Raw genomic sequence first — 18,161 nt, forward strand, 5'->3', positions numbered from 1 at the left:
TATTAGTGTAAAGGAGGGGAGCTTTTGCCCACAGAAGCTGTAACCTTACGTGAGCAAATTCTTAAGCTTACAGGAGAGTATTACGATATCCGTTGGCCCGGCCGGTCCTTTGTGCCTGGACGCGATTACGTGCCGGTCAGCGGTAAGGTGTTCGATGGCGAAGAATTGATCAGTCTGGTGGATGCTTCACTTGATTTTCACCTGACTGCGGGCAGATATACTGGCGAATTCGAGCGGAGGTTCTCTCAGATTATGGAGAGGAAGCATACCCTGCTGGTTAACTCGGGGTCCAGTGCGAATCTGCTTGCCGTCGCAGCACTTACCTCGCCGCTGCTCGGTGAACGGCGGCTACGGCCGGGCGATGAGGTAATCACAGTAGGCGCAGGCTTTCCGACCACGGTCAATCCGTTGATTCAGCATAGCCTGATTCCGGTGTTCGTGGATGTGGAGCTGCCTACCTACAATATAAATACGGCACTGCTCGATGAGGCACTGAGTCCGCGTACCAGAGCGGTCATGCTGGCACATACACTTGGTAATCCCTTCGACCTGGCCAGTGTTAAGGCATTTACGGCCCGGCATGGGCTGTGGCTGATTGAGGACACCTGTGATGCTGTCGGGTCCATGTATGAAGGCAGGCCGACCGGTTCCTTCGGAGATCTGGCTACGGTCAGTTTTTTTCCGGCACATCATTTAACCATGGGAGAGGGAGGCGCAGTGCTGACCTCGGGTGCCCGCTTGAAGAAAATTGTCGAATCGCTCCGTGACTGGGGCAGGGACTGCTGGTGCCAGCCAGGAACCGACAATACCTGCGGTAAGCGGTTTGACTGGACCAAGGGCGAGCTGCCTGCCGGATACGACCACAAATATACGTATAGCCACATCGGCTACAATCTGAAGGCTACCGATATGCAGGCAGCCATTGGAGTGTCCCAACTGGATAAGCTGGAGGGGTTCCATACGGCACGCAGGCGTAACTTTGACTATCTGAAGGCTGCGCTGAAGCCTGCGGAGGAATGGCTTATTCTCCCGCAGGCGACGCCGCGCAGTGATCCGAGCTGGTTCGGCTTCCCGCTGACGGTCAGGGAGGGGGGGCCACTCTCACGCAATGAGATTGTCCGCAAGCTGGAAGAGGCGCGTATCGGCACCCGGCTCCTGTTCGCCGGGAACCTGCTGAAGCAGCCTGCATACTCCGGTGTGGCGCACCGCGTAGCCGCGCCGCTCATTCAGACGGACAGGATCATGAACGATACGTTCTGGGTAGGAATCTATCCGGGACTTTCGACGGAGATGCTGGATTATACTGCGGAGGTATTGCTGGGCTTGCTGAAAGGTAAGGAGGTAAGAAGATGAAGGTAGTCATTCTGGCCGGGGGCTATGGAACCCGGATCAGTGAAGAGACCGATGTGAAACCCAAGCCGATGATTGAGATCGGCGATAAGCCTATCCTGGTGCATATTATGGAGAATTATGCTGCCTATGGCTTCGAAAATTTTGTCATTTGCTTGGGGTATTTAGGGCATGTCATTAAACAATATTTCGCCGATTTCTATCTCCAGAGCTCGGATATTTCGTTCGATTTCGGCAATGGCAACCAGATCACCCGCCATAACCGTCAGCTGCGGAACTGGAAGGTAACGCTCGCGGACACAGGCAAAGAGGCGATGACTGGCGGAAGAATCCGGCAAGTCCAGAAATACATCGGCAATGAACCGTTCATGCTGACTTATGGAGACGGTATTGCGGATGTCAATATACCGGAATTGCTGGACTTCCACCGCTCACACGGGAAGCTGGCAACGGTAACGGCCGTTCAACCGAGTGGCCGTTTCGGTGCACTGGATATCGCAGATAACAACAGGGTGACTGGGTTCGTGGAGAAACCTAAGGGAGACGAGGGCTGGGTAAACGGCGGCTTCTTCGTACTCCAGCCTGAGGCATTCTCCCTGATTGAAGGCGACAGCACCGTCTGGGAACAGGAGCCGCTCCGGGAGCTGGCAGCCCGGGATGAGCTGAGGGCCTACAAGCACCACGGCTTCTGGCAGCCGATGGATACACTCCGCGATAAGCGGTATCTGGAGCAGTTGTGGCAGGAGGGAGGCCTCCCATGGATGAGAACGCACTGATACCGGCGGAATTCTGGAAGGGGCGGCGCGTCTTCGTGACCGGGCATACCGGCTTCAAGGGAAGCTGGCTGACCCGGTGGTTGACGATGTTGGGAGCACGGGTAAGCGGATATGCCTGGGACAGGGATGAGCATAAGCTCTTCCCGCTGATCGGAGACGGGCTGGGGGTCCGTACCGTCTGGGCAGATGTGCGGAACCGGCAGCGCCTAGATGCGGCGCTGCGGGAAGCGGCCCCGGAGGTCGTATTCCATCTGGCGGCCCAGCCGCTGGTCCGCACCTCCTATCAGTTCCCGGCCGACACCTTCGAGGTGAACGTGATGGGAACGGTGAATCTGCTGGAGGCGGTCGCGAGCGCCGTTGATTCAGGCATTGCTGTCAAAGCTGTCGTCAATGTAACGACGGATAAATGCTACGACAACCGGGAGTGGATCTGGGGTTACCGCGAGACCGATCCGCTGGGCGGCTATGATCCCTATTCTTCCAGCAAGGCGTGTTCTGAATTGGTAACGCAGGCTTACCGCAACAGCTATTTCCATCCGGCGCGTTATGCCGAACATGGCGTAGCTGTCGCTACCGCCAGGGCGGGGAATGTCATCGGGGGCGGCGATGATTCTATGGACCGGCTCGTGCCCGATTGTCTGCGGGCATTCGCAGCAGGCAACCGTCCGCTGCTGCGCAGCCCGGGAGCGACCCGGCCCTGGCAGCATGTACTGGAGCCGCTTGGCGGCTATCTGCTGCTGGCAGAGAAGCTGGTGCGGGGAGGGGCGGAATATGCCTCAGCCTGGAATTTTGGCCCTGGGGAGCAGAGTGTCCACAGTGTGGAGAAGGTTGCGGTCCGGCTCGCGGCGATATGGGGCGAAGGGGCCGGTGTGGAAAAAACGGCGGGCTCCGGGCTGCACGAAGCCGGGGAACTACAGCTTGACAGTACCAAGGCCCGCCGTCTGCTGGACTGGCGCTCGCGCTGGAGTGTAGAGCAGGCGCTGCAAAAGACGGTAGAGTGGCACAGGGCACTGCAAGCAGGGAAGGACATACGGCAGTTCAGTGAGCAGCAGATCTGTGAATATATGTTAGTGAACCTACAGGAGGGTAACAATGATAACTATCAGTCTATGCATGATTGTACGCAATGAAGAGAATAGCCTGGGCCGTTGCTTGGATTGTGTCAAGGATATTGTTGATGAAATCGTCATTATCGATACAGGCTCTACGGACCGGACCAAGGAGATTGCTGCTAAATACGGTGCGGTAATCTATGATTTTGAATGGATTGATGATTTCGCGGCAGCACGGAACGAAGCCTTTAGCAAGGCGACGAAGGAATATATACTCTGGCTGGATGCAGACGATACGATTGAGGAGATCGACCAGGAACGCTTCAAGAAGTTAAAGGAGACACTTTCTCCGCAGTATCAATCTGTGACCATGCCCTACAATCTGGCTTTCGACAGCGAAGGCAAGGTGATCTCAAGCCTGAGGCGCAACCGGCTGGTCCGCCGGGACTGCGGCTTCCAGTGGATCGGACCGGTTCATGAATACCTGGCGGTTGCCGGATATACCTTTGACAGTGAGGTCTGCGTTACCCATAAGAAGGATAAGGTTCATACGGACCGCAACCTGCGCATCTACCGTGGACGTCTGGCCAAGGGCGAGAACTTCTCGCCTCGTGATCTCTATTACTTCGCGAACGAGCTCAGAGACCATGCAATCCATGAAGAAGCGCTGGAATTTTACGAGAAGTTCCTGCAGACCGGCCAGGGCTGGGTTGAGGATAACTATCAGGCCTGCCTGAAGATGGCGGAATGCCATGGACATCTGAAGAACAAAGAAGAAAAGAAGAAGGCACTCTACCGCACCCTTAATTATGATATTCCCCGTTCTGAATTCTGCTGCCGTCTGGGTGAGGAATTCCTGCAGGACGGCGAGTATCAGCGGGCCATTTACTGGTTCGAACAGGCGATTTCACTGCCCCGGCGCTCTACTCTGGGTCTGCAGGATATGACCTCAACCACCTGGGTGCCGCATCTGCAATTATGTTTATGTTATGACCGCCTGGGTCAGTATATGAAGGCTAATTATCATAATGAAACGGCACTGTTCTATTATCCTACGCATCCAAGTATGCTGCATAACCGGAAATACTATAAAGAGTTGCTCGGCGATTCCTTCAGCGAATTATTTACCGCTTCTTAAGCAGGCATCTGCCGCTTCTAGGCCAGCATAATAGACAGGCAACGTTCTCCGGAACGGACCTGTCTATTTATTTTGCGGGGAAGAAAATTATACAAATAGGTATTTTTACACATTTATTTCGAGGAACATGAATACCATTAAAATAAATAAGTCCACCTAATATAGAGGAGCGATGTTATGGTACGCCATTACACCCAGCTGGAAATCATTAATTTATCGAAATTACCTCCGACCACAGTGAAGAGATGGCTGGAATATTTCTCTTACTTCGTACCGGGAACCCGGCAAGGAGATCAGGCGCTCTATCCCTATGAAACTTTGAAACTGCTAAAACGGATCAGTGAGCTGCGCATGGAACGCTATCATCTAAGCACTATAGTGCGCCTGCTGATAGAGGAGGGTTTCCCAATGTATGGAAAGGGTGAACAAGAGCTTCCAGTATCAGAGAAAACGGAAAGCCGCACGGCGGAGACCACGGAACCGGATAGACAGCAACAGCTTATTGCCTCCCTCTCTTCCCTGGCCAATGAGCTGATCCGGATTGCAGATCATCTGAACCACTTGAAGGTGCAGTAGGTGGATTAGCCCAGAAGAATTCCAAGAGGGTCGGTTACATGAAAAGAGCTTGTCCATTTCTAAGTGTCAACGTAGCTGTTGTATTTTATATGTTTAACTGAGGGTTTCAGCTTCCGGAACAAGCAGCGAGCGAATTAGACATTGCTCTGTACATAGCACCAGGCTCCTTCCGGTTGTGCCGCAACCCTCAATATGTTGTTGTGTCCGGTCTGGCTGAAGAATGGCAGTTGCCTGTTATTCCTCATCTTCCTCAATCTCAGTAGTTAGTTCTTCTTCCAGCAATCTTTCCGACAAGACACCAGAGTCACTCAACAAACGCAGAATCCGATCCATTTTACTTAGACTAAGCCACTGGCCCTTGGTAATCTCTTCGAGCAATCTGGCGGTTGCATTATTTAACTGGATCATGTTGAGGAAGTTCATGTTTCCGGGATTAGATAGCACGAAGGCCTGCATCGCTTCCGCTTCCGCGTTGATGATGTGAGATAAAGACATCTCGTTGATCGCAATAGAGGTTAGCAGCAGAGAGATGCTCTCCTCCCGCGTAAGCGAGATATCGGGGGTTATATTGGGGATGTGGGGCATTGACATGCAGATCTCCTCCAAAACGTGAAAGGTTGCTGTGCGCTTTATTGTCCAGTCACAGCTATGTATATTTCAGGCACAGATTGTCCTATTCCTGTTATTCTCTGAAATCCGCCAAATCCGATATACCTTGGACGAATGGTGATTGGGACAACTCAAAAGCACATATATATATAGCAGTAACTAAATCAAAGCAGGCGGCGGGGGGGATGAAGCGATGCTACAGCGGGAACGGTTGATCAAAGCGATTATTCTGGCTGCGGCGCTGGAGGAAGAAGCGGTCTCGGCTCTGATCGCGGTTGAAATCCGCAAGCTGGAATATTTGTATGCCGATGAATATGGCTGGGAGGAAGAATTAGAGATGGGACGTTTTGGCGCCCTGCAGGAAGCGGTGGCCAGAATCATCACGGCTCTGGCACAGCATCAGGCCATGATCTGCCGGACACTGGAAACCAGCAGACGGCTGGTGCGAGAGGTGAACGGGTATGAAGGCTGAAGCCCGGAAATCGGAGGATGAGCTGCTTTTGCAGGCGATTCATAAAACAATGGGACAAATGGAGCAGCTGAAGCAGGCTTGTCTGCGGCTCTCGGTCAATGCGGACGACGAGCTGGCGCTGTTCATGCGCGAGACAGAAAGGCTGCTTGAACGAGCTCAGCCCACAGGCCGGGAGACTGAAAAACCAGAGTCGGAGCAACTGAAGCAGGCTTCTACTTACATTAAACAGACGATCCGCCCTGCGGATGCCTATGTATCCGGGGGCAAGTTTCTCTATAATACGGGTAAGTCCGTCCGGTTCATCCAGCGGCGTTCTGCACAGGCCACGCGCAAGCGGACGTCCCACAAGAAGCGTGGGCATACATTAGGAGTACGCGCAGCCAGCGAACGCAAGCGGCAGCAGCGGCAGCAGATGAAGCCTGCGCTTCAGCCTCAGCCGAAGAAGGCAGTTGAGCCACAGCAGCCGAAGAAAGCAGTGGAGTGGCAGCAGCCGAAGAAGACGGTGGAACGTCAGCAGCCAAAGAAGGCAACGGAACGGCAGCAGCCAAAGAAAGTAGTGGAGCGGCAGCAGCCGACGAGGACGCAATCTATGAATACACAGCCGACCGTTGACTATGTGGGGATCAGAACCTCATCCAACCTGAAGCGCTCCCTGTAAGTCATCCCGGTTGCCGTCTGGCTGAAAGCCACTCCTTATTCTATTATCAACGTCCGCCTTCTCCGGGCAGCTGCCACACTCCCGCTTCGGGATCATAGGCATCCACCACTCTGGCAGGATTGCCCGCCGCGATGCAGAAGTCCGGCAAATCCCGGGTGACCACACTGTTCGGTGTGACCCGGCAGCCCTTGCCAATCGTCACATTACCTACAATAACGCAGTGGGCACCCAGCTCGCTGCCCGCACCGATCCGCACCTGCTGGCTGGTGGAGGTGATCCACTGGTCGCGGATGGGAATACCAATCTGGCGGTACTGGTGGTCGGTGTCGGCGATATAGACATCGGGCCCAACAAGTACGTTCTCCTCCAGAATGACACTGTTCGCAGCGGTAATGATCAGATTGCGGCTGCAGCTGCAGCCGTCTCCGATTGAAATTGCCGGCGGCTCACCTTGACCTGGATGAACTACCGTGAACCAGCTGTTCTCCTGAATAAGCACATTGCGGCCGATAGCGACTTTCTCCGGACAGTTGATATCGGTCTTAAGCACGATCAGACTGCCGGGTCCGAAGGTATTGAAGCGTTGTTGAAATTCCTGGCTGATGCCTTCCATGTGTTACTGCCTCCTTTCAGATGGACCGGACAAGCCTGCTGCGGCATGCCCGGCGGTTATCTTGCCTCAGATATTTAGATGCTTGGCCTGAATCCGGTGCAACCGATCATGCAGCTCTGGATAATAGGTTTCATCCTGGTAGGCTGCAACAAAAAACTGTGCGAAATCTCCGGGTTGCAGCTGCTGAAGATTCTTCTCCAGCATGTAGTTGTACCACCAGAGCAGAAAGGTATGGGCGATATGCTTCTTCTCGGCTGCCAGTACGGCCGCATCCAATCCTTTATCCAGGAAGTAATTAAGAATGCCCAGGTATGAATGAATGAATGTCTGAGCAAAGCTGTATCCTCCTGTAATCTTGTCGCTGCTGGTCAGCAGCTTACGGTGATATACACAATAATCCGGCGTAATCTCCAGAATTGAGAGCTCCAGATAGACCTGCGTAAGATTCGAATCGATGAAAAGCTCAGGTGCGGCAATCTGTTCAAATTCCTTCCTGCGCATAATGATTCCTGACAGAAATGTAATGTAGATCGAGACCTGTTCAATATACTTGCTGATTCCCGAGCCCCGGTTCATCACTCCGTTGTTACTAAGGATATCAAGGAAGAGCAGGCTGCAGTCCCGGTTCTTGTCAATCAGGCTGTACATGGCTTCCAGAGATCCGGGGAGCCAGTAATCATCGCTGCCGTGAAGCTTAATGAATTCACCCCTGGCATAGCCTGCACATTTCAGGGTATTGGAGTCTGATCCTTCGTGCCGTTTATTACGGTAATAACGAAGATTAGAGTAATTTGCCTGATACTTCTGCACTAATTCCTCGGTGTGATCGGTGGAGGCATCATCGGATACTATCACCTCGAAATCTTCCGCTCTGGTATTCTGGCTGTAAATACTCTTCAGGCAAAGATCAAGTTCTTCTCTGGAGTTATAGGAAGGGATGCAAATACTCATTAACGGCTGCGGAGGAGCCTTCTCAGCGGGATATTCAGCTTCTCCCCCGGACGATATACTGGTCCTCAGCCACTTTCGGGAACCGAGGTCATACTGCCTGATTACTTTGGCAGGCGTACCCGAAGCTACACAATAATCGGGAATTACCGTGCCGGATACAACGACCGAGCCTGCGCCAATGACACAGCCCTTGCCGATAGATACCTCCCCGGCTATAACGGTGTTGGCACCAATCCAGCTTCCAGCACCGATCGTTACGGTATGGCTCCAGGAATCCACCCCCTGCTTCATGACGGGCAGGTGGATATTCTCATAGGCAGGATTGTGATCCGATATATGCACATTAGTTGAAATGGCGACCTGGGCGCCGATAATTATCCGGTTGACTGCCGACAGGCTGCACCGGCGTCCGATATCGCTTCCGGAGCCAATCTGGATGCGTGGTTCGCTGATCATATTATTGTAGGGCAGCGTGACACAGCAATCCGCCTGCAGCTTGACTTCATTGCCCAGGGCAATCCCGGTCGTACCCGATAATTGGCAGGAGGGATGAATGTTGCAGCCGCTGCCAAGCCGATGGAACCGGTGCTGGCCGTGGGTTTTGCCATAGCCGTAATATTCAAGGAAAATGTGCCGGGCATCCTCATAAGCAGTGGTCTGATCCAGGATACCGCAGTTATGCAGACACCAGGGCAGATGCTGCTTCGGAACGCCTACTTCATAGCCGCTGCTGATGAATTCCTGGCTGTGCGAGGCGTCATAGAAGTGTGAGCCGGTGAACAAGTCCTTACGCCAAGGAAGGTCGTACTGTGTTACAATCAGTGGTCCGCTGAGCGACTCCACCGTTTCATATTCACCCGCTGGCTGCATGAATTCAAGCGGCTGAAGCGGTCCTGTATGGCTATCGATCAATTTACCGTATTTCTGTGATGCGTCCTGCCAATTACCGGAATAGGGCAGTGTCTTAGCCCCGACGGTCCCTATCATGCCGAGTAACGGATAATCGGAGAATAGCCGGACAATATCCACAAGAAATTGACTATTTAGGATATGGACATCCTGATGAAGATACACCTTATACTTGGCATCCGACTGGCGCATCGCCTGATCGTACCCCACTGCCAGGCCGGAGGCATTCCTAACAATTTGGAGATCTACTGTGAATCCGTCCGGTTTGATTAGTTGCTTCAGATTATGCTGGCTGCGTTCCGCTAATTCCTCATTATTTACACACATGATAAAACAAATTTTACGGTCATCCATGTCGTTTACATCCTCTCTTTTAACCTCAGTGCCTGGCATCCCTGTCATTTGCCGGACTTCATGGACCCGGAGTTTATGCTTAAGCCATCATGGTATAACGGCACACGCAGAACTGCGGATTCAATTGCAATAGTGCATGTTGCCGGGACACCCACGGGTCCAGATAATCTTTGGCTTGTGCAGAATCGGCAGTACGCTCCCACTCCTCCCGGTTCAGAGCAACAGGGATAGGAGAGGAAGAAGATGACGCTGTAAGCCTGTGAAATTCGGATAATCCCTTCAGCCGTTCGGTCTGTGGGGGGGTGCGGATGAGTGCGGGCTGAACCAGGATGATAGCACAATCAGGATGAGTGTGAAGTACATTCATAAATGGAATAAGAGCATTTGGAAGGAAGGGGGCGCCCGGCTCATACAACATGATGAACTTCCCGCGTGCCATGCCCGCAGCTTGAATATTGAAATGACTTCCTGCTGCAGCAGCCGAATTGCGGTGGTAGCGGAAGCTGCGGTGCAGATTGCCCGCATGGTGTGCTATCTGCTCGGTCTCCTCTGCCGGGGCATCATCCAGGACGCAGACCTCGATTAATCCGTCATCACCAGTCTGTGCATAGATCGATTCCAGAGAGCGTCTTAGTTCCTCTGCCTGATTCCGTACGGGGATGCAAATGGAGAGCAGCGGTTCCTTGCTTCTGCGTTCCAATACCTCCCGGGCCTCCGCCTCGCTATGTACCCTGCCCCACTCTCCGCTGGAAGGCTCATAGATCCGGCGAAATTCGGCAGGGTTGCCGGCAACTACACAGTAATCCGGCACATCCCGCAGAACTACGCTGCCCGCACCGACCACACAGCCTCTTCCAATCTTCACCTGTCCCAGGATAGAGGAATGAGCCCCGATCCATGAGCCTTCACCGATTGTTACCGTGTTTGAACCGTTCTCTTCCTTCTCGTAACCTTGCCTGGCGTCTGTAATATACACGTGCGGACCTGTGATCACATCCGCCTTCAGTTCCACCTTGCCCGTTGCATGGATCGTCAGGAACCGGCTGCATTCACAGCGGTCACCGATCACAATCCGGGGTGATCCATCCTTGGCGGGAGATGGAATGTCCCACCGGTAGCCTTCCCGTATCAGCACACCGGAGCCGATTGCCGTCTGTTCCGGCAACGATAACACACCGTCTGAGGCAATTCTGCATTCGGTGCCATAACGGTATAAACGATAGTAGAGCGAGGGGGGGATCGTATCCATATGCTCCTCCTTCAATCTTGGTGGCCAGATTATTACAGGGGTATCTGTACTAGCTTATGAACCGCAATGGAATTCATGCGGGGAAATCTGGCCGAATGATCCGGCAAGACCGGCATATACATATACGAGAAATCCGGTAAGTCCGGATATTCAGAATCTGCAAGAAGGAGGAGTAGACTTGCCGACCATCAGCTTGTGTATGATTGTACGCAATGAACAGAAGAGCCTGGGACGATGCCTGTCATCGGTCGCGGATATTATGGATGAGATCATCATCGTGGACACCGGCTCAACAGACCGTACCAAAGAGATAGCGGCTGAATATGGCGCCACAATCTATGATTTCGAGTGGATCGATGATTTCGCAGCCGCCCGCAACTATGCATTCGCCCAAGCGGCCTGTGAGTATATCATGTGGCTGGATGCTGATGACGTCATTGAGGAGATTGACCGGGAGCGGTTCAAGACGCTGAAGGCTACAATGACTTCCGAATATCATGCCGTATCCATGTCTTATATTCTCATAACGGATGAGCATGGGAAGTCGCTCTACAGCTTCAGACGCAACCGTCTGGTCAGACGCGACTGCGGATTCAGATGGTTCGGCGCTGTTCATGAGTATATTGAGGTAACAGCGCCTGTGCTTGAGAGCGACGTCTGCGTTACACATAAGAAAGACAAGGAATACACGCAGCGTAACCTTAATATCTACCGCAAGATGATCGCTGAGGGTAAGCCGTTTACCGCCAGAGACCGGATCTATTACTCCAATGAACTATACGATCATGGCTTCTACCCTGAGGCGGTGGAGAACTATGAGCGCTTCTTGTCCGAAGGCGAAGGCTGGGTTGAGGATAATATTCAGGCCTGCTTGAGGCTGGCGGACAGCCACGGGGCGCTGGGGAACAAGCAGGGGCAGCTCCTGGCCCTGTGCCGCACGTTTGACTACAATGTCCCGCGACCGGATGTGTGCTGTAGAATAGGCTTTTATTACATGGAATTACAGCAATACGAACAAGCAGTCTACTGGTTCAAGCTTGCCCCGTCTCTCCCTAAGATCAGTGAACCGGGAACGGAGATTTATTCTGCAAGTACGTGGCTCCCGAATCTGCAGCTCTGTGTCTGCTATGATAAGCTGGGTGACCATACCTATGCTGACTTTTGCAATGAAATTTCTTTCGGACACTATCCGGAGAATCCAAGTGCTATATATAACCGGGATTACTATACGAAGTTGCTGGGGGACAAACATGTAGAGGTTAATGTCTACGTGCCTGAAGAACAAAAGGAGTTGGTCCAGTGAAGACGAGTATTATTATTCTCACCCTTAATCAGTTGCCCTTAACGATTCAATGTCTGGAGAGCATTAAGCGAAATACACCCGAGGAGCATGAGATCATTATCGTTGACAATGGCTCTAGTGATGATACGGTGCAATTCCTGAAGGCGCATTATCCCGAACTGAAGCTGATTGAGAATCAGCAGAACCTGGGGTTTGCCAAAGGCTGCAATCAGGGGGTAGAGCTGGCGGAAGGCGACGCGATTCTGTTCCTTAACAATGATACCGTAGTGCCTCCCGGATGGCTGACACCTATGCTTCGTGCATTGAATAGCGACAGTAGTGTAGGTATGGCAGGACCTGTTACGAATTACATTAGCGGACATCAGCTTGTACCAGTAACTTACAGTGAACTCAAGAATATGGAGGCATTCGCGGCAGAATACTGTGAGTCGAAGCGCGGCCAAGTGGAAGAGGTCAGGCGCCTGATCGGCTTCTGTCTGCTGGTTAAACGCAGTGTTCTGTCTGAGATTGGATGGTTCGATGAACGGTATGGCCTGGGGAATTATGAAGATGACGATCTATGCCTGCGGGCACTCCAGCATGGCTATAAGCTGCTGATTGCCTTGGATTCCTTCATTCACCATATCGGTCATGCCAGTATGGGGCAGGATCCTTCCTTCGATCTTACTACACTTCTTCAGCAGAACCAGCAGAAAGCTTTCCGGAAATGGGGGGTGGATATCCATAGCCTGATCTACACTCCACCCGTGGACATATGCGCGGCAATTATTGCATCCGGCGACGAGGCTGCACTGGAAGAGACACTGGCTTCATTTGCAGGGGTAACGGAACAAATGATTGTGGTAGACCCATCCGGCAATGAACGCATTGCACAAACAGCAGCCCGCTATACACGGCAGGTCTATACCGTGAAAGGGAACCCTGATGTGCGAATGCTGCGGGAATGGATCTGTCATATGGCAACCGAGCCTTATATTCTCTGGCTGCAGGAAGGCGATATTCTCACGGCGGATGAGCGCCGGAGATTCAATGGGCTTAAGCTGTCCTTGTTCCATCAATATCAAGTGGTCTCTCTCCGCTGTGGGGAAGGTGCCCGTTATATGATCAGACAGGATGGTGGAAGGCTCTACCCGGAAGACATTGAGCAGCTAAGACAAAGTCCATTCTTCGGAATTGTCAGCCAAGCTACCATCAGCACCCGGGTAACGGCGCCAGACCGTGAGACTGCTGCATCAAGTTAATAGAAAGATAAGACAATATCACTTTTGAACAGGAGGGCAATCATGGAACAGGATCTGGTAACGATTGCTATATTAGCTAAGGACAAGGCGCATCTGCTGCCGCTCTATCTGGAACTTATAGAGCGGCAGACATACCCTGCCTCAAGGATCAAGCTGTACATTCGGACCAACAACAACAATGACCGGACTGAAGAGATTCTTAGAGAATGGGTCGAGCGGGTGGGCGAGAGATACGATGAGGTGTATTTGAATACCAGCGATGTGGAAGAGCCTGTACAGGACTATGCTCCGCATGAATGGACTTATGAACGCTTAAGAGTAATCGGCAGGCTGCGTCAAGAGTCCATTGAATGGGCTAAATTAAGAAACACCCATTATTTTGTAGCAGATTGTGATAATTTCATTGCCCCGGATACGCTGGAGAGCCTGCTCTCTACGAATCTGCCGGTAGTCGGGCCACTGCTTACTGTGGCTGAGGCTCCGTTAAGTCTATATTCCAACTATCATAATATGGTGGATGCAGATGGTTACTTCAAGAGCAACGACATGTATTTCAATTTCTTATATCAGGCTGTGAAGGGTTTGATCCAGGTTGATGTTATCCATTGCACCTATCTGATGCGCCGTGACATTCTGGAGCATGTCCGCTACGGTGACGGCACCAACCGCTTCGAATATGTCATTATGAGCGATGGTCTGAGAAAGGCCGGGATTCCCCAATACCTGGATAACCGCAAAAAGTACGGGATGCTGACCTTTATGGATACCGAAGAGCAGTTCAGCACAGTCAATCTGACGGCAGACAACTTCCAATAGGGAAGGGAGGAATGAACCATGAAGCTGGTGCTTCTATCCGGCGGTTCCGGCACTCGCTTATGGCCGCTCTCCAGCAGTATCCGGAGCAAGCAGTTCCTTCAGGTGCTGCCTGCTCCGGGAGGCGGGCGTGAGTCCATGCTTCAGCGGATCTGGCGGCAGTTATCGGCAGCGGGTCTTGACCATGAAGTCTATATTGCAACCTCAAGCGGACAAGAAATGCTGATCCGCAAGCAACTCCGCACGGCTCCGAGAGTCATTATTGAACCGAGGCGCAGAGATACCTTTCCGGCAGTCAGCCTTGCCTCGGCCTATCTGTACTCGGTGGAGAATATTCCCCCCGAGGAGACGGTCATTGTGCTGCCTGTAGATGCTTACGTGAACGACGAATTCTTCTTCAAGCTGGCAGAGCTGGACCGGGCGCTGCGGCAGTCCGGTGCGGAGGTCGCTTTGCTTGGAGCGAAGCCGGACGGTCCATCAGGCAAATATGGTTATATTGTTCCGGTCCCCTCCTCTGCTGCTGCAGGGAAGCCCGAGAATCCGGCCTACGTGCCGGTGGATTGCTTCGTAGAGAAGCCCGAGAAGAAGGCGGCCGAGGCGCTGCTTAAGCAGCAGGCGATGTGGAATTGCGGTATTTTCGCTTTCCGGTTATGCGATCTGCTGAGCAGGTTGGAGGCAGCAGGCTATCCGAAGGATTATGCAGAACTGCAGAGGCAATATCACCGTCTTCCCAAGAGCAGCTTCGATGTTGAGGTGCTGGAAGGCAACAGCCGTCTGATCTGTGTGCCCTATCACCAAGGATGGAAGGACTTAGGAACCTGGAACACGCTCTCTGAAGAATTAGCCTCTTCCGTTCTGGGATGGGGCCAGGTCAGTGCGGACTCCCGGAATTGCCAGATTGTCAACGAACTGGATATTCCAGTCATGCTTGTCGGACTGGACGATGTGATCGTAGCAGCAGGTCCCGGCGGCATTCTGGTCGCCCGTAAAGATGCCGCAGATCATCTGAAGCATCTGCTTCCCGCGCCAGACCAGGAAGAACGGAAGGAATACATTCCTGTGGATTGAGGCGGTGACGATTTAGAATTTCATATTTAGATTGTCCGACTTTATCCGACAATGTTCTATGCGGGCGGTAACCGTCATAAGGTAAAAGGGTGATGTTAATCGATGTGAACATCCACCTGACCGGTCCGTCCGCATGGTCCGGTAAGTCCATTATGAAGGGAGGAAGTCCCAGGATGGCTGAACACTGTGAGGGAGAACGTCCCATTAATCTCCCTATGCATGATCGTCAGAGATGAAGAGCCCTGGATTGCACGCTGTCTGTCGAGTGTGCGCGAAGGGGTAGATGAGGTGATTGTCGTGGATACAGGCTCCCGCGACAGGACGATGGACATTGCCAGCGGCTACAGCGCAACCATTCTTCAATTTCCCTGGAAGGAGAGCTTCGCGGAAGCCCGCAATTATAGCCTCGGTCATGCAACAGGGGAATGGATACTATGGATGGATGCAGATGAAGAGCTTGCTGCTGATGATGCACTTAAGCTTCGGGTGGTAAGTACCCTGAAGGATCACAAGCAGGCATATCTGGAGACGATCCACTTCAATGGCCTATATCGGCCTCAGGCAGATGAAGCTTACCGGCTGTCCCAGTGCCGCTTGTTCCGTAACGGAGAGGGGGTTCACTTCACTGGGGGCATTCATGAACAATTAAGTTGGCCCGGGACGTATACCCGGGAAGATATCCGCACTCCGGTCCAGCTTCCGGTCCGGCTGTTCCATTATGGCTATCTGCAGTCCGTAACGTCCCTGAAGTCCAAACATGAACGCAATCTGAAGCTGCTGCAGGAGGCCGTGACAGATAATCCGAACCCCGATCCGTGGAGTCTTTACCATATAGCAAGTGAATATCAGCGGGTGGGGAAGTATGCACTGGCCTTCCAGCAGGTTAATCTGGCCATTGCCGCTTCGCTGGGGCAGACAAGATTGCCGCCATCGCTTTTTTACAAGCTCAAGTATGGCTGTCTGGTGGCGATGGGCAGCTTCAAGGAAGGCTGGCCCGGCATTGACAAGGCCATCAGCCTCTACCCGGATTATGTGGACCTGCATCTGTATAAGGGCTGCATTCTAATGCATATCGGCCAGGTAGAGGCTGCGATCTCCGCTTTCGAGCATTGTCTGACGCTTGGAGAGAATGCTCTTCATTATATGGTTCTCAAAGGTGCGGGAACCTTCTACCCCTGCTATTATATCGGGAATTGTTATGAGCTGCGCGGTATGTCCGGTGAAGCCGGCATCTGGTACCGCAGGGCGCTGGAGTATTCCCCTTCATTCACAGAAGCGGCGGAGAAGCTATCGCATCTGGAAGAAGAATTGCGGGCGGTGGGAGATGATCCTTCGGGTAACTGTAGTATTTCTTCACTTTCTCCGCAGAAAAGCTCCCTTCGTTGCCACACAACTCCGGAGAATTCCTGGTCTGTAATCACATTGCTCTGCAAGGAAGATGGTCCGTTCTCGGCTGTGCGGAAGTGGGCGGCCAATTGGCAGCCGTTCGCAGATCAGTGGATTGTGATCAACGCTGGAATAGAAGAGGACGCTAATAAGCTTGCCGGTGAATTGGGGGCGACGGTTCTTACTCTCCCCTCTGAGGAAGAACCGTCTAAGCTCTGGGCGAGGATAGATGAGCTATTGACATCCCCTTATGTACTTTGGCTGAATCTCTACGAGGAACTGGATGGAGAGGACTGGGAAACATTAGCTGCAATGAAGAGTTCACAAGCCAGTCTGCATTCTATGCTGTCTCTTAATCTATGCTTACAAGAAGGTGAAGTAGAACAGGCATACTGGAAGGTTAAGAGAAATCGTCTGGCAGCACGGGAGACGATTCTTGGGTGTAATCCAATCAGCGGAGAGTTTATCGCGTTCCCTGAAAGCTTCAAGGAGAACAGCGAGATTGCCCTTGTGCTTCGGAAGCCTTCAAGAATAGAAGAAAATTGAAATTAAGTGCTGAAAGGGGATAAATAATCATGTCAGTAGGACCAACAGGAACAACTGGACCGACAGGACCAACGGGAACAACGGGGCCAAAGGGCAATCCAGGGACCGGGGGAGTAAGAGGGGGTCCAGGTACTCGAGGGTTGCCTGGTGCACCAGGAACAACAGGTCCGACAGGCTATACGGGTCTGACAGGAGTCACGGGAACGACGGGAGCAGGCAATACGGGATTAACGGGTATGACGGGAGTCACGGGAACGACGGGAGCAGGCAATACGGGATTAACGGGCATGACAGGAGTTACGGGAACGACGGGAGCAGGGAATACGGGATTAACGGGCATGACAGGAGTTACGGGAACGACGGGAGCAGGGAATACGGGATTAACAGGAATGACAGGAGTCACGGGAACGACGGGAGCAGGGTTTACTGGACATACAGGTTTAACAGGACATACAGGACATACTGGTCTTACAGGGGTCACGGGAGTAACCGGACTTACAGGTATGACAGGTATGACTGGAATTACAGGATCAATCAGTTCTATTTTCGGAACATATGTAATCAATGGAGACACGTATGGTGATAATCCTGATACTCCTATCGGAAATTTCAACGCGCAACATGTTGATCCGGAACATTCGATTACGCTTGACCCTGATACTGGCAATACATTTACTTTGCCTGGAGGGCATGTCTACCATATCTCCTTTAACATTAATGTTGCCTATACGAGTAATGCTGCACCGGCAATTGGAGTAGCATTAAGTTATGATGATCCTAGTAGCTATAGTGTTGATTCTTTTAATTATTATGTTGGAGTTGAGGTGCCTGAGACAACTAATCCTGTGAGTCCAGTGTCTGCAGTGTTGCTTGTAGATACCAGTGGTTACGGAAATGTATATATGCAGTTATGGCTTCTTGGAGCTGGTACTAATGTAACAGCGGATATTCCAAATGCCCCGGCCGGTGGTAATATTTGGGGTCAAGCAACTATTTTTGCCTTGAACTAATTACAAGAATCTATTCCCGCTCATTAAATAAAATTTAGAAACGGATACCTTCCTTGTTTGAGGATGAGTACCCGTTTCTTAATTTAT

At 52.2% G+C, this 18,161-nt stretch carries 17 protein-coding genes; 13 read left to right on the forward strand and 4 right to left on the reverse strand.

All coding sequences use genetic code 11. The features are described 5' to 3' along the window. The first annotated feature begins 24 nt into the window (after window positions 1–24). From rfbH to MKX42_RS10825, 5 genes are all read left to right on the forward strand, one after another. Window positions 25–1,353, forward strand: a complete 1,329-nt coding sequence (rfbH, locus tag MKX42_RS10805; RefSeq protein ID WP_340752495.1) for a lipopolysaccharide biosynthesis protein RfbH — start codon at window positions 25–27, stop codon at window positions 1,351–1,353. After that, the gene (rfbF, locus tag MKX42_RS10810; protein ID WP_340752496.1) at window positions 1,350–2,126 is read left to right on the forward strand and encodes a glucose-1-phosphate cytidylyltransferase; all 777 of its coding nucleotides are present in this window, start codon (window positions 1,350–1,352) and stop codon (window positions 2,124–2,126) included. Before rfbH ends, rfbF begins: the two co-directional genes overlap by 4 nt. After that, the gene (gene rfbG, locus MKX42_RS10815) at window positions 2,108–3,256 is read left to right on the forward strand and encodes a CDP-glucose 4,6-dehydratase (RefSeq protein WP_340752497.1); all 1,149 of its coding nucleotides are present in this window, start codon (window positions 2,108–2,110) and stop codon (window positions 3,254–3,256) included. Before rfbF ends, rfbG begins: the two co-directional genes overlap by 19 nt. Continuing rightward, window positions 3,219–4,316 carry a glycosyltransferase family 2 protein gene (locus MKX42_RS10820; RefSeq protein ID WP_340752498.1) on the forward strand — a complete coding sequence of 366 codons (1,098 nt, stop codon included), beginning with the start codon at window positions 3,219–3,221 and terminating at the stop codon, window positions 4,314–4,316. Before rfbG ends, MKX42_RS10820 begins: the two co-directional genes overlap by 38 nt. 177 nt (window positions 4,317–4,493) lie before the next feature. After that, a complete protein-coding gene (locus MKX42_RS10825) occupies window positions 4,494–4,892 on the forward strand; it encodes a MerR family transcriptional regulator (protein ID WP_340752499.1) in 399 nt (132 codons plus the stop codon). Between the two features lie 234 nt (window positions 4,893–5,126). On the opposite strand, the gene MKX42_RS10830 is transcribed toward MKX42_RS10825, so the two are convergent. Then, window positions 5,127–5,483, reverse strand: a complete 357-nt coding sequence (locus MKX42_RS10830) for a hypothetical protein (RefSeq protein ID WP_340752500.1) — start codon at window positions 5,481–5,483, stop codon at window positions 5,127–5,129. Window positions 5,484–5,694: 211 nt separating this feature from the next. On the opposite strand from MKX42_RS10830, the gene MKX42_RS10835 reads away from it, so the two are divergent. Then, entirely contained in the window at window positions 5,695–5,973 is a 279-nt protein-coding gene (locus MKX42_RS10835; protein WP_340752501.1) for a hypothetical protein, read from the forward strand. Beyond that, window positions 5,963–6,631: a hypothetical protein gene (locus MKX42_RS10840; protein ID WP_340752502.1), complete on the forward strand. Its 669-nt coding sequence runs from the start codon at window positions 5,963–5,965 to the stop codon at window positions 6,629–6,631. Before MKX42_RS10835 ends, MKX42_RS10840 begins: the two co-directional genes overlap by 11 nt. A 46-nt stretch (window positions 6,632–6,677) precedes the next feature. Here MKX42_RS10840 and MKX42_RS10845 read toward each other — a convergent pair whose 3' ends face one another. From MKX42_RS10845 to MKX42_RS10855, 3 genes are all read right to left on the reverse strand, one after another. Next, the gene (locus MKX42_RS10845; protein WP_340752503.1) at window positions 6,678–7,244 is read right to left on the reverse strand and encodes an acyltransferase; all 567 of its coding nucleotides are present in this window, start codon (window positions 7,242–7,244) and stop codon (window positions 6,678–6,680) included. 66 nt (window positions 7,245–7,310) lie between these two features. Continuing rightward, entirely contained in the window at window positions 7,311–9,458 is a 2,148-nt protein-coding gene (locus MKX42_RS10850; protein WP_340752504.1) for a glycosyltransferase, read from the reverse strand. Window positions 9,459–9,537: 79 nt separating this feature from the next. Beyond that, window positions 9,538–10,707: a glycosyltransferase gene (locus MKX42_RS10855; protein WP_340752505.1), complete on the reverse strand. Its 1,170-nt coding sequence runs from the start codon at window positions 10,705–10,707 to the stop codon at window positions 9,538–9,540. Between the two features lie 178 nt (window positions 10,708–10,885). Here MKX42_RS10855 and MKX42_RS10860 point away from each other — a divergent pair, with 178 nt between their 5' ends. The 6 genes from MKX42_RS10860 (at window position 10,886) to MKX42_RS10885 (ending at window position 18,074) form a co-directional block, all read left to right on the forward strand. After that, the gene (locus MKX42_RS10860) at window positions 10,886–12,010 is read left to right on the forward strand and encodes a glycosyltransferase family 2 protein (RefSeq protein ID WP_340752506.1); all 1,125 of its coding nucleotides are present in this window, start codon (window positions 10,886–10,888) and stop codon (window positions 12,008–12,010) included. Next, window positions 12,007–13,251 (forward strand): glycosyltransferase family 2 protein, encoded by a 1,245-nt coding sequence (locus MKX42_RS10865; protein WP_340752507.1) that lies wholly within the window; start codon window positions 12,007–12,009, stop codon window positions 13,249–13,251. Before MKX42_RS10860 ends, MKX42_RS10865 begins: the two co-directional genes overlap by 4 nt. Window positions 13,252–13,293: 42 nt before the next feature. After that, window positions 13,294–14,067, forward strand: coding sequence for a hypothetical protein (locus MKX42_RS10870; RefSeq protein WP_340752508.1), 774 nt, complete (start codon window positions 13,294–13,296; stop codon window positions 14,065–14,067). An 18-nt stretch (window positions 14,068–14,085) separates the two neighbouring features. Beyond that, complete coding sequence (locus tag MKX42_RS10875) at window positions 14,086–15,132, forward strand: sugar phosphate nucleotidyltransferase (RefSeq protein ID WP_340752509.1); 1,047 nt, start codon at window positions 14,086–14,088, stop codon at window positions 15,130–15,132. A 186-nt stretch (window positions 15,133–15,318) separates the two neighbouring features. Further along, window positions 15,319–17,064: a glycosyltransferase gene (locus MKX42_RS10880; protein WP_340752510.1), complete on the forward strand. Its 1,746-nt coding sequence runs from the start codon at window positions 15,319–15,321 to the stop codon at window positions 17,062–17,064. 287 nt (window positions 17,065–17,351) lie between these two features. Beyond that, the gene (locus MKX42_RS10885; RefSeq protein WP_340752511.1) at window positions 17,352–18,074 is read left to right on the forward strand and encodes a hypothetical protein; all 723 of its coding nucleotides are present in this window, start codon (window positions 17,352–17,354) and stop codon (window positions 18,072–18,074) included. Window positions 18,075–18,161 lie beyond the last annotated feature (87 nt).

The sequence above is a fragment of the Paenibacillus sp. FSL R7-0204 genome, assembly GCF_038002225.1.
Classification (GTDB): domain Bacteria; phylum Bacillota; class Bacilli; order Paenibacillales; family Paenibacillaceae; genus Paenibacillus_AQ.